At 60.9% G+C, this 13,398-nt stretch carries 11 protein-coding genes, 1 tRNA gene and 1 pseudogene; 12 read left to right on the forward strand and 1 reads right to left on the reverse strand.

Going from position 1 to position 13,398, the window contains the following annotated elements:
* The first annotated feature begins 8 nt into the window (after window positions 1-8).
* From TMS3_RS05775 to TMS3_RS25900, 12 genes and pseudogenes are all read left to right on the forward strand, one after another.
* A complete protein-coding gene (locus TMS3_RS05775) occupies window positions 9-1,436 on the forward strand; it encodes an N-acetylmuramoyl-L-alanine amidase (protein ID WP_407691597.1) in 1,428 nt (475 codons plus the stop codon).
* Window positions 1,433-3,316, forward strand: coding sequence for a DNA mismatch repair endonuclease MutL (mutL, locus tag TMS3_RS05780; protein WP_025164310.1), 1,884 nt, complete (start codon window positions 1,433-1,435; stop codon window positions 3,314-3,316). Before TMS3_RS05775 ends, mutL begins: the two co-directional genes overlap by 4 nt.
* A gap of 47 nt (window positions 3,317-3,363) precedes the next feature.
* Window positions 3,364-4,338 (forward strand): tRNA (adenosine(37)-N6)-dimethylallyltransferase MiaA, encoded by a 975-nt coding sequence (gene miaA, locus TMS3_RS05785; protein WP_025164311.1) that lies wholly within the window; start codon window positions 3,364-3,366, stop codon window positions 4,336-4,338.
* A 101-nt stretch (window positions 4,339-4,439) separates the two neighbouring features.
* Entirely contained in the window at window positions 4,440-4,697 is a 258-nt protein-coding gene (gene hfq, locus TMS3_RS05790) for an RNA chaperone Hfq (protein ID WP_025164312.1), read from the forward strand.
* Window positions 4,698-4,711: 14 nt separating this feature from the next.
* On the forward strand, window positions 4,712-6,013 hold the full coding sequence (hflX, locus tag TMS3_RS05795; RefSeq protein ID WP_025164313.1) for a ribosome rescue GTPase HflX: 1,302 nt from the start codon (window positions 4,712-4,714) through the stop codon (window positions 6,011-6,013).
* 97 nt (window positions 6,014-6,110) lie between these two features.
* Window positions 6,111-7,265: an FtsH protease activity modulator HflK gene (hflK, locus tag TMS3_RS05800; protein ID WP_025164314.1), complete on the forward strand. Its 1,155-nt coding sequence runs from the start codon at window positions 6,111-6,113 to the stop codon at window positions 7,263-7,265.
* Window positions 7,265-8,134 (forward strand): protease modulator HflC, encoded by an 870-nt coding sequence (gene hflC, locus TMS3_RS05805; RefSeq protein ID WP_025164315.1) that lies wholly within the window; start codon window positions 7,265-7,267, stop codon window positions 8,132-8,134. The genes hflK and hflC overlap by 1 nt, the downstream gene beginning before the upstream one ends.
* 106 nt (window positions 8,135-8,240) lie before the next feature.
* Window positions 8,241-8,426, forward strand: coding sequence for a DUF2065 domain-containing protein (locus tag TMS3_RS05810; RefSeq protein WP_025164316.1), 186 nt, complete (start codon window positions 8,241-8,243; stop codon window positions 8,424-8,426).
* Window positions 8,427-8,463: 37 nt separating this feature from the next.
* On the forward strand, window positions 8,464-9,651 hold the full coding sequence (locus TMS3_RS05815; RefSeq protein ID WP_025164317.1) for an ATP phosphoribosyltransferase regulatory subunit: 1,188 nt from the start codon (window positions 8,464-8,466) through the stop codon (window positions 9,649-9,651).
* Between the two features lie 54 nt (window positions 9,652-9,705).
* The gene (locus tag TMS3_RS05820; protein ID WP_025164318.1) at window positions 9,706-11,001 is read left to right on the forward strand and encodes an adenylosuccinate synthase; all 1,296 of its coding nucleotides are present in this window, start codon (window positions 9,706-9,708) and stop codon (window positions 10,999-11,001) included.
* Window positions 11,002-11,962: 961 nt separating this feature from the next.
* Window positions 11,963-12,223 (forward strand): annotated as a pseudogene (locus tag TMS3_RS25895) (HAMP domain-containing protein); the annotation flags it as partial.
* Entirely contained in the window at window positions 12,197-13,081 is an 885-nt protein-coding gene (locus TMS3_RS25900) for a methyl-accepting chemotaxis protein (RefSeq protein ID WP_407691603.1), read from the forward strand. The pseudogene TMS3_RS25895 and the gene TMS3_RS25900, both read left to right, overlap by 27 nt.
* A 134-nt stretch (window positions 13,082-13,215) precedes the next feature.
* On the opposite strand, the gene TMS3_RS05830 is transcribed toward TMS3_RS25900, so the two are convergent.
* Window positions 13,216-13,302, reverse strand: a tRNA-Leu gene (locus TMS3_RS05830).
* Between the last annotated feature and the right edge of the window lie 96 nt (window positions 13,303-13,398).

Raw genomic sequence — 13,398 nt, forward strand, 5'->3', positions numbered from 1 at the left:
GTTAAATAATGGGGTTGGCTATGCGCATAAGCGCGCGTTTCATCGCGGTTGGAGTGGTATTGGCGGCGTTCGCTGCCGAGGTTGTCGCCGCTTCGGATGTGCGCAGTGTGCGATTGTGGCGTGCGCCGGATAACACGCGACTGGTGTTCGATCTGTCCGGGCCAGTCCAGCACAGCGTCTTCACCCTCAGCGCGCCGGATCGCATCGTGATCGATGTCAGGGGGGGCAAGCTCGCCACTCAACTCGATCAGCTGGTCTTGAGCAATACACCGATTACCGCCGTGCGCTCGGCGCAACGCACGGCCGAAGACCTGCGGGTGGTGATCGACCTGTCGGCGTCGGTGACGCCGAAAAGTTTTACCCTGGCGCCCAACCAGCAGTATGGCCACCGTCTGGTGGTCGACCTGTTCGACCAGGAAGCGGGGGCCCCCAGCCTGCCGGCGACCACAGTCGCCAGTGCCCCCGTTGTGCCCGTTACTCCGACCCAGGCGCCGCCTAAGCTAACCCCGGTGCCCAGCAGCAAGCGCGATATCGTCATCGCCATCGATGCGGGGCATGGTGGCGAGGACCCGGGCGCGCTGTCCCCAGTCAAGGGACAGTATGAGAAGCATGTGACCCTGGCCCTGGCCAAGGAACTGCAGCGCCAGATCAGTGCGGAGAAGGGTTTTCGGGGCGAGCTGGTGCGTACCGGTGACTATTTCATTCCGTTGCGCAAACGTACCGAGATTGCCCGCAAGAAGGGCGCCGATCTGTTTGTCTCGATTCACGCCGATGCGGCGCCACGTGCCGCGGCTTTTGGTGCCTCGGTGTACGCCTTGTCGGACCGTGGCGCGACCTCGGAAACCGCGCGCTGGCTGGCCGATACGGAAAACCAGTCGGACCTGATCGGGGGAGCCGGTAATGTCAGTCTGGATGACAAGGATCGGATGTTGGCGGGGGTGTTGTTGGACCTGTCGATGACCGCTTCGCTGTCGTCCAGCCTGAATGTCGGGCAAAAGGTGTTGAGCAATATCGGCCGGATCACTCCTCTGCATAAGCGACGGGTCGAGCAGGCCGGTTTCATGGTGTTGAAGTCGCCGGATATTCCCTCGATCCTAGTCGAGACCGGATTTATTTCCAACCCTAATGAAGCACGGAAGCTGGCCTCGGCCAGCCATCAGCAGGTCCTGGCCCGCTCGATTCAGGCAGGGGTGCGTCAGTTCTTTCAGCAGAATCCGCCGCCAGGCACCTATATCGCGTGGATGCGCGACAACGGCAAGATCGCCCAGGGGCCGCGTGATCATCTAGTCAGTCCCGGTGAAAGCCTGGCGCTGATCGCCCAGCGTTATCAGGTCAGCCTGGGCGCCCTGCGTCGCGCTAATTCGTTGAGCTCTGACTTGATCAAGGTGGGTCAGACCCTGCAGATTCCGGCCACCACCTTAGCGGTGCAGCCATGAGTGACAGTGCGCGCATTCAGTTACTCAGTCCGCGGCTGGCCAACCAGATCGCCGCCGGTGAGGTGGTCGAACGCCCGGCGTCGGTGATCAAGGAGTTGCTGGAAAACAGTCTGGATTCCGGCGCCAAACGTATCGAGGTGGATGTCGAGCAAGGCGGCGTCAAGCTACTGCGCGTGCGTGACGACGGCAGTGGCATTCCGGCCGACGATCTGCCGCTGGCTCTGGCGCGACATGCCACCAGCAAAATCCGTGAGCTGGAAGACCTCGAGCAGGTACTGAGCCTGGGCTTTCGCGGCGAAGCCTTGGCGTCGATCAGCTCGGTTGCCCGGCTGACCATGACCTCGCGTACCGCCGACGCCGAACAGGCCTGGCAAGTGGAGACTGAAGGGCGCGACATGCAGCCGCGGGTACAGCCCGCTGCCCATCCGGTTGGCACCTCGGTCGAGGTGCGTGACCTGTTCTTCAATACCCCGGCACGGCGCAAGTTTCTCAAGAGCGAAAAAACCGAATTCGATCACCTGCAGGAAGTCATCAAGCGCCTGGCCTTGGCGCGTTTCGATGTGGCCTTTCATCTGCGCCATAACGGCAAGACCGTGCTGGGGCTGCACGAAGCAAACGATGAGATCAGTCGCGGGCGTCGCGTCGCCTCGGTGTGTAGCGCGGGCTTTCTGGAGCAGGCACTGCCTATCGAGATCGAACGTAACGGCTTGCGCTTGTGGGGTTGGGTCGGCTTGCCGACCTTCTCTCGCAGTCAGGCGGACCTGCAGTATTTCTACGTGAATGGACGCATGGTGCGCGACAAGCTGGTCGCACATGCCGTGCGTCAGGCCTATCGCGATGTGCTGTTCAATGGTCGGCATCCGACCTTCGTGCTGTTTCTCGATATCGATCCGTCGGTGGTCGACGTCAACGTGCACCCGACCAAGCACGAAGTGCGTTTCCGCGACGGGCGGATGGTGCACGATTTTCTCTATGGCACCTTGCACCGCGCGCTGGGTGATGTGCGCCCGGAAGACCAGTTGGCGGCTCCTGCGGCGGCTACCGAGATGGTTCGGGCGACTGGCCCTGCTGCCGGGGAGTTCGGCCCGCAAGGCGAAATCGGCCTGGCCGCCAGTGTGCTGGAGCGCACACCGCCTGAGTCGGTCTGGCGCTCGGCCGGTGCCGGCTATCAGGCGCCCCGGCCCGGTGCGGCGTTGCCGACAGCCGAGGCTCAGGGGGCGTACCGTGAGTTTTTCTCGCCGCTGACCTCTTCGCCTGGGGCGGTTCCTGCGAGCTTGCCTGAGGCGCAGGGCGATATACCGCCGCTGGGCTATGCCATTGCCCAGCTGAAAGGCGTGTACATCCTCGCCGAGAATGTTCAGGGCTTGGTCGTGGTCGACATGCATGCGGCCCATGAGCGGATCACCTATGAGCGCCTGAAAGTCGCCATGGCCAGTGAGGGGCTGCGGGGCCAGCCGCTGTTGGTGCCCGAATCCGTTGCGGTTAGTCAGCGCGAAGCGGACTGCGCCGAAGAGCATGGCTGCTGGTTTCAGAAGCTCGGCTTCGAGTTGCAGCGGCTGGGACCGGAAAGTCTGGCGATTCGGCAGATTCCAGCATTGCTCAAGCAAGCCGAAGCGACCCAGTTGGTGCGCGACGTGCTGGCAGATTTGCTTGAGTACGGCACCAGTGATCGCATTCAGGCGCACCTCAACGAATTGCTCGGCACCATGGCCTGTCACGGCGCGATACGCGCCAATCGGCGTTTGGCGCTGCCGGAAATGAATGCCTTGCTGCGGGATATGGAGAGCACCGAGCGCAGTGGTCAGTGCAATCATGGTCGTCCGACCTGGACGCAGATGGGCATGGACGACCTTGATAAGCTGTTCCTGCGTGGCCGTTAAGGGGGCGGGGCGGGCCCGCATTAGCGCCGTTCAGCGAGTCCTCGAGCATGGCTGAGCGCTTGCCTCCGGCGATTTTCCTCATGGGGCCTACCGCTGCCGGTAAGACCGACCTGGCCCTGGAGTTGGCGCGGGTGCTGCCGTGCGAGCTGATCAGCGTCGACTCGGCGTTGGTCTATCGCGGCATGGACATCGGCACAGCCAAGCCCGATAAGGCGGTGCTGGCGGAGTTTCCCCATCGTTTGATCGATATTCGTGACCCGTCTGAAGGCTACTCGGTCGCCGAGTTTCGGGTCGATGCGCTGGCGGCGATGGCGGAGATCACCGCCCGGGGGCGTATTCCGCTGCTGGTCGGCGGCACCATGTTGTATTACAAGACATTGCTTGATGGTCTGGCCGATATGCCCAGTGCCGACCCGCAAGTACGCGCAGAGCTGGAGGCGCGTGCCCTGGCTGAGGGCTGGGATGCCCTGCATCGCGAGTTGCAGGCGGTCGATCCTGAGTCGGCGGCGCGAATTCATCCCAACGACCCGCAGCGCCTGACCCGTGCTCTTGAAGTGTATCGGCTCAGCGGCGTGAGCATGACCGCTCACCGCCAGCGCCAGGCGGCGCAAAAGTCTATTGGCGCGAGCCCGGGAGCAGGTCAGCTCCCCTATACTGTCGCGCACTTGGCCATCGCTCCGGCGCAGCGCCAGGTGTTGCATGCACGAATTGCGCAAAGATTTCAGCTGATGCTGGAACAGGGCTTTGTCGACGAGGTCGAACGGCTGCGTCAGAGAAGTGACTTGCACGCGGGGCTGCCGTCTATACGGGCGGTGGGTTATCGCCAGGTCTGGGAATACTTGGAAGGAAATCTGAGTGAGGCGCAGATGCAGGAGCGTGGGATCATTGCCACGCGCCAGCTGGCCAAGCGACAGTTCACCTGGTTGCGCAGTTGGGCCGACTTGCATTGGTTGGATAGCCTGGCCTGTGACAATCTGCCGCGCGCCTTGAAATACTTGGCGTCGGTCTCCATATTGACCTGAGACCTTGCCGTTGGCCGTCTATCCTTGGGGGTAAGACGACTTAAAGCCGTTTGTTGGTTTACTAAAACTATTTATTTTTGATCCTTAAAGGAGTGCGGCACATGTCAAAAGGGCATTCGCTACAAGACCCTTACCTCAATACCCTGCGTAAGGAACGCGTCCCGGTTTCCATTTACCTGGTCAATGGCATCAAGCTGCAAGGCCAGATCGAGTCCTTCGATCAGTTCGTGATTCTGCTGAAAAACACGGTCAGCCAAATGGTTTACAAACACGCTATTTCCACTGTGGTGCCGAGCCGTCCGGTGCGCCTGCCGAGTGCCGAGAGCGAGCAAGCTGAAGCCGAACCTGGTAACGCCTGATTTAGGAGGCTGCATTGTTCTTCGAGCGTCATGAAGGTGGGGAGCGGGCCATTCTGGTTCATCTGGACGGCCAAGACTCCGAGGCGCGCGAAGACCCGCAAGAATTTCAGGAGCTGGCCCTCTCGGCCGGCGCCGATGCGGTGGCCTTTCTCAGTGTGCCGAGCAATCGCCTAACGGCGAAGTACCTGATCGGCAGTGGCAAGGTCGAAGAGTTACGAGACCAGGTCAAGCTTCTTGAAGCTGATCTGGTCATCTTCAATTACGTCCTCACGCCGAGTCAGGAGCGCAACCTCGAGCGCGTATTCGAGTGTCGAGTGCTGGACCGTACCGGCCTGATTCTCGATATCTTCGCCCAGCGCGCGCGTACTCACGAAGGTAAGTTGCAGGTCGAACTGGCTCAGTTGGATCATATGAGCACTCGGCTGGTGCGCGGTTGGACCCACCTGGAGCGGCAGAAGGGTGGTATAGGCTTGCGCGGTCCGGGTGAAACCCAGCTGGAAACTGACCGTCGTCTTTTGCGTGTGCGCATCCGCCAGATCAAGCAGAAACTGGAAAAGGTGCGTAGCCAGCGCGAGCAGGCGCGCCGTGGGCGCAAGCGCGCGGACATCCCTTCGGTCTCTCTGGTCGGTTATACCAACGCCGGCAAGTCAACCCTGTTCAATGCACTGACTCGCTCGGAGGTCTATGCTGCCGACCAGCTGTTCGCCACGCTCGACCCGACCCTGCGTCGGTTGGAACTGGATGATCTGGGGCCGGTGGTGTTGGCCGATACTGTGGGGTTTATTCGGCATTTGCCGCATAAGTTGGTCGAGGCTTTTCGCGCGACGCTTGAAGAATCGAGCAACTCGGACCTGCTGCTGCATGTGATCGATGCCCATGAGCCTGAGCGTATGGCGCAGATCGAGCAGGTGATGGCAGTGCTGGGTGAAATCGGTGCCGATGAGTTGCCGGTGCTTGAGGTGTATAACAAGCTGGACTTGCTCGAAGGCGTCGAGCCGCAAATTCAGCGGAATGCCGAGGGCAAGCCGCAGCGGGTGTGGCTGTCAGCACGGGATGGGCGGGGTTTGCCATTGCTGGAGCAGGCGATTGCCGAGTTGTTGGGGCATGACTTGTTTGTCGGCACGTTACACTTGCCGCAGCAGTTGGCGCGGTTGCGTGCGCAGTTTTTCGCGTTGGGTGTAGTGCAGAGCGAGGGGCATGCCGAAGATGGCAGCAGCCTGCTGGCGGTGCGCTTGCCTCGCGTGGAGTTGAATCGGCTGGTCAGTCGGGAAGGGCTGAAGCCGCTGGAATTTATCGAGCAACACACTTTGCAATAAAGCCTGTTGCAGTGGTTTCGCCGCTGACGGTGGGCATTCGGTAGCATTAGCGGGCGCGCCGTGGGTGCGTCTTTGCTTTATCAGTATGGAGAGCGCTATGGCTTGGAATGAGCCGGGTGGCAACTCGAACAATCAGGATCCTTGGGGTGGGCGCCGTGGCGGCGATCGCAAGGGGCCGCCGGATCTCGACGAGGCCTTCCGCAAGCTGCAGGAAAGCCTGAATGGGCTGTTCGGTGGCAGTAAGAAACGTGGCAGTGACGATGGCGCTGGCAAGGGTGGTGGCTTCGGCTTGCTATTCGTTGGCTTGGGCTTGTTGGCCGCCATATGGCTGTACAGTGCGATCTATGTGGTCGATGAGCAGGAGCAGGCGGTGGTGCTGCGTTTCGGTAAGTATTACGAAACCGTTGGGCCGGGCCTGAATATCTACTTCCCGCCGATCGATCGTAAATTCCAGGAGAACGTCACTCGTGAGCGTGCTTACAGCAAGCAAGGGCAGATGCTCACCGAGGACGAGAACATCATCGAAGTGCCACTGACCGTGCAGTACAAGATCAGTAACTTGCAGGACTTCGTGCTCAACGTCGATCAGCCGGAGATGAGTCTGCAGCATGCGACCGACAGTGCCGTGCGCCATGTGGTGGGTTCCACCGAGATGGATCAGGTGTTGACCGAGGGTCGTGAGCTGATGGCCAGTGAGGTCAAGGAGCGCTTGCAGCGTTTCCTCGATACCTACCGCACCGGCATTGCCGTGACTCAGGTGAACTTGCAAAGTGCGGCTGCACCGCGCGAAGTGCAAGAGGCCTTCGATGACGTGATTCGTGCGCGAGAAGACGAGCAGCGTGAGAAGAACCAGGCCGAAACCTATGCCAATGGTGTGGTGCCTGAGGCGCGTGGCCAAGCTCAGCGTTTGCTCGAGGATGCCAGTGGTTATCGCGATGAAGTGGTCTCGCGTGCTCAGGGTGAGGCGGATCGTTTCACTGCGCTGGTAGCTGAGTACCGCAAGGCGCCGGAAGTGACGCGTGAGCGTCTGTATCTGGACACCATGCAGGAGCTAATGAGCAATACCAGCAAGGTGTTGGTGACCGGTGAGAAGGGGCAGAACAACTTGCTCTATCTGCCGCTGGATAAAATGATCGATGGCCGCAGCAGCACTGCCTCTGGTGCAGTCTCTGGTGCTGGTGCTAGCGATCTGGGCGCGCGGGTGAGCAGTGATCCGCGACAGTCCGGGCTACGTTCGAGGGAGAGCCGCTGATGAGCAATAAATCGCTGATCGCCCTGATAGTTGGCGTGGTGCTGGCGCTGGTCGCCTGGAACAGCTTCTATATCGTGGCGCAAACCGAGCGCGCGGTGCTATTGCAGTTCGGCCGTATCGTTGAGCCTGATGTGCAGCCGGGCCTGCATGTGAAAATCCCGTACGTTAACCAGGTGCGCAAGTTCGATGGACGCCTGCTGACGCTCGATGCGTCCAGTTCGCGCTTCCTGACCTTGGAGAAGAAGGCGCTGATGGTCGACGCATTCGCCAAGTGGCGAGTGAAGGATGCCGAGAGCTATTACACGGCGACCTCCGGGATCAAACAGATTGCCGACGAGCGCCTGTCGCGTCGTCTGGAAGCCTCGCTGCGCGACCAGTTCGGTAAGCGTACGCTGCATGAGTCGGTGTCTGGTGAGCGCGACGCCTTGATGGCAGATGTGACTGCTTCGCTGAACCGTGCTGCCCAGCGGGAGCTGGGTATCGAGGTGATGGATGTGCGGGTCAAGGGTATCGACCTGCCGAAAGAAGTGAACCGCAGTGTCTTCGATCGCATGGGTTCTGAGCGTGAGCGTGAGGCGCGTGAGCATCGGGCCAAGGGCAGGGAATTGGCCGAGGGGATTCGTGCCGATGCGGATCGTCAGCGGCGCGTGTTGTTGGCAGAAGCTTACCGTCAGGCTGAAGAGCTGCGCGGTGAGGGCGATGCTCAGGCCGCGGCAATTTATGCCGGGGCTTATGGTCAGGATCAAGAGTTTTACTCTTTCTACCGCAGCTTGAAGGCTTATCGTGAAAGCTTCGCGGACAAGAGTGATGTGCTGGTACTCGACCCCAACAGCGACTTCTTCCGTTATCTGGAAAAGTCCAAGCCCTGAGTCGAGCCCCGGCGGGCGCTAGCCGTCCGCCGGGGTGACCGTCGCAGAAAACGTGGTATGATGCGGCAGCCGGGATAATCCCGGCTTTTTTGCGTCTGTGGGAATCATGTGGCAGGAACTGAGCATTGCGATTTGTTTAGTGTTAGTGCTGGAAGGCATCCTGCCCTTTCTCTACCCACGCCGTTGGCGTGGGGTGATCGAACAGCTGGTACGGCTGTCGGATCGACAGCTACGTCTGATGGGGCTGGCCAGCATGCTGCTGGGTACGGCTCTCCTTTATCTGCTTCACTGATGGCTTGTGCCGCCCGGATCAAGAGGGGAATGGCGAAATGGCAACGGTAGACCGCTGGCTACTGCCAGATGGCATCGAAGAAGTACTGCCGCCGGAAGCGGCGCGCATCGAAGTGGCGCGTCGCGAGATGCTGGATCTATTTCAGCGCTGGGGCTATGAGTTCGTGGTGACGCCGCACATCGAATATCTGGAATCACTGCTGACTGGTGCGGGCAGGGATTTGGATCTGCGCACCTTCAAGGTGACTGATCCGCTGTCCGGCCGGCAAATGGGCTTTCGCGCAGACATCACGCCGCAGGTGGCGCGTATCGATGCGCATACCTTGCGGCGCGAAGGGCCGAGTCGGTTGTGCTATGCCGGTAGCGTATTGCACGCTCAGCCGCGCGCGCTGACCACCTCGCGCAGCCCTATCCAGCTGGGCGCTGAGTTGTATGGTGATGCCAGCCCGGCCAGCGATGTCGAGGTCATCAGTCTGCTTGTGGACATGCTCGAGCTGGCGATAGTGCCGGACGTGCATATGGACCTTGGGCATGTTGGTATCTATCGCGGCCTGGCACGTGAGGCTGGGTTGTCCAGTGAGGTCGAGCAGCAGTTGTTCGATGCGCTGCAGCGCAAGGCCATGGATGAGATCACGGCACTGACCGAGTCGCTGCCAGCGCCGCTGAGCAAGATGCTGCGCGCCTTGGCCGAGCTCTGTGGTGGCCGTGAAGTGCTGGATCTGGCCCAGGCCTGTCTGGTTGAGGCGCCGGATGACGTGCATGCCGCGCTGGATGATTTGCTGGCGATTGCCGATGCGCTGAGTCTGCGTTACCCGGAGTTGCCGCTGTACTTTGATCTGGGCGAGTTGCGTGGCTATCACTACCACACGGGTGTGGTGTTCGCGGCGTTCGTGCCGAGTGTCGGCCAGTCGATTGCCCAGGGCGGTCGTTATGATGACATCGGCGCCGATTTCGGTCGCGCACGCCCGGCGACGGGGTTTTCTACTGATTTGAAAACCCTGGTCAGTCTGGGGCGGATGCAGTTGGTGGAGCCGTCGGCCGGTATCTGGGCGCCGGACAATCATGATGTCTATCTGTGGCAGGCGGTGCAGCAACTGCGCGGCGAAGGCTCGCGGGTCGTCCAGGCATTGCCTGGGCAAGCGTTGGCTGATGCGCATGAGGCGGGCTGTGATCGCCAGTTGTTGTTGAGCGATGGCCGTTGGCAGGTGGCGCCGCTGGCGTCCTGAATTGTTTCCGTCGGCTGCGGCCGACATCAAGCTTGCGCGAAGAGGACAAGTGTTATGGGTAAGAATGTCGTAGTCCTGGGCACCCAGTGGGGCGATGAGGGCAAGGGTAAGATCGTCGACCTGCTGACCGAACAGGCTGCAGCCGTTGTGCGTTATCAGGGTGGTCACAATGCCGGTCATACCCTGGTGATCAACGGCGAGAAAACCGTTCTGCACCTGATTCCCTCGGGCATCCTGCGCGAAAACGTCCAGTGCCTGATCGGTAATGGCGTGGTGGTTGCGCCCGATGCTCTGATGCGCGAGATCATCAAGCTGGAAGAGAAAGGTGTGCCGGTGCGCGAGCGCCTGCGGATCAGCCCTTCTTGCCCGCTGATCCTGTCCTATCACGTCGCTCTTGATCAGGCGCGCGAGAAGGCCCGTGGCGACGCGAAGATCGGCACCACCGGTCGGGGCATTGGTCCGGCGTATGAGGATAAGGTTGCGCGCCGCGGGCTGCGCATTGGTGACTTGTTCCATCGTGAGCGTTTTGCCGCCAAGCTCGGTGAATTGCTGGATTACCACAACTTCGTGCTGCAGAACTATTACAAGGAGCCGGCGATCGACTTCCAGAAAACTCTGGATGAGTGCATGGAGTACGCCGAGCTGCTCAAGCCGATGATGGCCGATGTCACCGCGGTGTTACACGACCTGCGTCGTGCCGAGAAGGACATCATGTTCGAGGGTGCCCAGGGTTCGCTGCTGGATATCGATCACGGGACCTATCCCTATGTCACCAGCTCCAACACCACTGCTGGTGGTATCGCTACGGGCTCGGGTTTTGGTCCGCTGTACCTGGATTACATCCTCGGTATTACCAAGGCCTACACCACTCGCGTCGGCTCGGGCCCATTCCCGACTGAATTGTTCGATGAGACCGGTGTCTTCCTCGCCAAGCGTGGCCACGAGTTTGGCGCCACTACTGGCCGCGCCCGTCGTTGTGGTTGGTTTGATGCGGTGATCCTGCGTCGTGCCATCGAGATCAACAGCATCTCCGGTCTGTGCCTTACCAAGCTCGACGTGCTCGATGGTCTTGAAACCATTCGCATCTGTGTCGGATACAAAGACCAGAATGGCGACGTGTTGGTCGATGCGCCGACCGATGCCGACAGCTACCTGGGTTTGCAGCCGGTGTACGAAGACGTGCCGGGCTGGAGCGAGTCGACACTGGGTGCCAAGAGTCTGGACGAGCTGCCGCCTGCTGCGCGTGCCTATATCAAGCGTGTGGAGGAGTTGGTGGGGGCGCCCATCGACATCGTTTCCACTGGCCCGGATCGCGAGGAAACCATCGTGCTGCGTCATCCGTTTGCCTGATCGATAGTTGTGCGTATGGACAAAGGGTCGCCATGAGCGACCCTTTGTCGTTTTCTGGTCTCGCAAAGTCATTGGTTGTTGTGTGGGGCTTAATAAATCCTTGAGTCCGCCGTTATAGCTCGTACGGTCGTTAGGAGTATTTGCTGTGTCTGCCATTCTTTCGTTGTTGCACAGTCGCTTGCTGCGGCCAGTCTTCTTGGCCTTGGGTGTCGCATTGCTGTTGCAGGTGCTCGTGGCGGTTGTATTGACGCGTGGGACGGTTGCGACCCTGGTCGCTGACCTGGGGGCCGGGCTGCGGGCCGATATCCGGCGCCTGGAGGAAGAGTTGGGGCAAGCTGGGCGTGAGGTGAAGGGCAGTCTTGAAGGTCTTTCCGTGCGGACTCAGGCGCAGCTGGCAGAAGGCCTTTCGGCGCGATTGTCGGAGGAGCAGGCGCAGTTGCGTGGGGTGTTGGAGGCTAATCTCCAGAGTTCGGCGGACGATCTGGCGCAGCTGCTTGCGGCCGTCGCACCCAAGGCGGTCTGGGATAATGATGCGCCGGCGTTAACCGAGTTGGTGAGGGTGGCTCATCGCAATCCAGCGGTGCTCTTTGCTGTGTATTTCGATGCCGAGGGCAAGCGTCTGACGCGGCACTTGAATCGCCAGGATGCGCGGGTGAAGGCGCTGCAGGCCAAGGGCGAGGGGCGCGGTGCGCTGGCTAAGGTGCTCCAGGCTGCTTCCGCAGATCCCGGTGTCTATCTCGCTGAGGCGTCAATCAGTCCGATGGGCGAGGAGATCGGTAGAGTGCTGCTGGGGGTGTCGACGGTCGCGGTGGATGAGGAGTTGACCGCGCTGGATCAGCGTTTTGCGGCGTTGATCGATGGCAGTGGTCGATTGGTCTCCGAGAGTTTGAGTGGGGCGGCGGCGGACAGTAGTGCGGCATTGGCGGCGCGGTTGAATGCGGCGCGCGAGGCGGCTGGCGGTATGGAGCAAAGCAGTCGGGTGGTGGTGGAGCGCGCCGCTGCGGACTTGCGTTGGAGTATCAGTCTGGGCTTGGCGCTGGTCGGGCTGGCGATTTTGTTGGTATTGGCGCTGGTGTTGGGGCGTCGGGTGGTCAGCAAGCTGCATACACTGATTGCGGTGCTGAATGACTGGGCGGCGGGCGAGGGTGATTTGACGCGTCGGGTTGAGTTGGACAGCCGGGATGAAATTGGCGACATGGCGGCGGCAGTCAATCGTTTCGTGGCCAAGCTACAGCCTATCGTGCGTGAGGCGGGAGAGGTGGCTGTACGCACGGGGCACGAAATTGCTCATCTGGCTTCGCGCAGTGCGGCGGCTGAGGCCGCGGCCGGGCGCCAGCGCGACGAGGTGGCCGGCAGCCTGCAGGACTTGGCGCTGATGGCGGACGAGGCACAGGCGGAAAGCCAGGCCATGCAGGAGGCCTTGCGGCGGGTGGCGGCGATCCGTCAGGCGGCTCAAGACAATGCGGCGATTGCGGCGCGAGTGGGTGGTTCGATCGAGGAGTTGGTGCTGCGCGTCGAAACCGGCACTGGAGTGATTGAGCGGCTGGCGCGGCAAAGTGAGCAGATCGAGGTGGTGTTGACGGTGATTCATGGTATTGCCGAGCAAACCAACCTACTGGCGTTGAACGCAGCCATCGAGGCGGCACGGGCGGGCGAGAGTGGTCGCGGTTTTGCAGTGGTGGCCGACGAGGTGCGCGCGCTGGCAAGCAAGACCCAGCAGTCGACTGGGGATATTCAGGCGCATATCGAGGGGTTGCAAAAGGGGGCGCGGGAGGCGGTTGCTGCCATAGGTCAGGCGGCGCAGCAGGCGAATCAGGGCTTGGCGGCGTTGCGTGAAAGCGATCTGGTGCAGCAGTCTGTCCAGGCTGCGGTGGAGGAGGTGCATGGTGCAATTAATGCCGCAACTCTGGCTGCGGCCCATCAGGCCGAGGGGGCGGGTGCGGTGCGTGGGCGGGTCGAGGTGATTCATGCCGAGGCTCAGCGCGCGGCCGAGGCGGTGGCGGCGACTGCGAGTAGTGGTCGGGAGCTCGATGGTCTGGCTGCTCAGCTAAAGGCTAGCTTGGGTCAGTTCCGCGTTTAACGGTGGCGTGGTGGAGGGCTCGGTGGCGACTTGTGCGCTGGGCCTTGTGTGTTAGCTGCTAGTTGTGCGTCGCTGTGATAAATGCCCTATTTTCAGGCAATAAAAAACCGAGCGCTTGGCTCGGTTTTTTGAATTGGTGCCCAGGAGAAGACTCGAACTTCCACGACCGTAAGGTCACCAGCACCTGAAGCTGGCGTGTCTACCAATTTCACCACCTGGGCGTAGATTGCAAATTATGTTCGTTTGCTATCAACTACAACTACGTTTGCCGTCGTTGTGGCGCGCATAATACGGATCGACTTTTTACTTGTAAACCC

Source organism: Pseudomonas taeanensis MS-3, assembly GCF_000498575.2.
GTDB lineage: Bacteria > Pseudomonadota > Gammaproteobacteria > Pseudomonadales > Pseudomonadaceae > Aquipseudomonas > Aquipseudomonas taeanensis.

Bases quoted from the DNA above. Each gene is read 5' to 3' on its own strand.
- hflC (WP_025164315.1), top strand. From the start codon at position 7,265: ATGAGCAATAAATCGCTGATCGCCCTGATAGTTGGCGTGGTGCTGGCG.
- TMS3_RS05820 (WP_025164318.1), top strand. From the start codon at position 9,706: ATGGGTAAGAATGTCGTAGTCCTGGGCACCCAGTGGGGCGATGAGGGC.
- TMS3_RS05815 (WP_025164317.1), top strand. From the start codon at position 8,464: ATGGCAACGGTAGACCGCTGGCTACTGCCAGATGGCATCGAAGAAGTA.
- hfq (WP_025164312.1), top strand. From the start codon at position 4,440: ATGTCAAAAGGGCATTCGCTACAAGACCCTTACCTCAATACCCTGCGT.
- hflK (WP_025164314.1), top strand. From the start codon at position 6,111: ATGGCTTGGAATGAGCCGGGTGGCAACTCGAACAATCAGGATCCTTGG.
- miaA (WP_025164311.1), top strand. From the start codon at position 3,364: ATGGCTGAGCGCTTGCCTCCGGCGATTTTCCTCATGGGGCCTACCGCT.
- mutL (WP_025164310.1), top strand. From the start codon at position 1,433: ATGAGTGACAGTGCGCGCATTCAGTTACTCAGTCCGCGGCTGGCCAAC.
- TMS3_RS25900 (WP_407691603.1), top strand. From the start codon at position 12,197: ATGGCGGCGGCAGTCAATCGTTTCGTGGCCAAGCTACAGCCTATCGTG.
- TMS3_RS05810 (WP_025164316.1), top strand. From the start codon at position 8,241: ATGTGGCAGGAACTGAGCATTGCGATTTGTTTAGTGTTAGTGCTGGAA.
- TMS3_RS05775 (WP_407691597.1), top strand. From the start codon at position 9: ATGGGGTTGGCTATGCGCATAAGCGCGCGTTTCATCGCGGTTGGAGTG.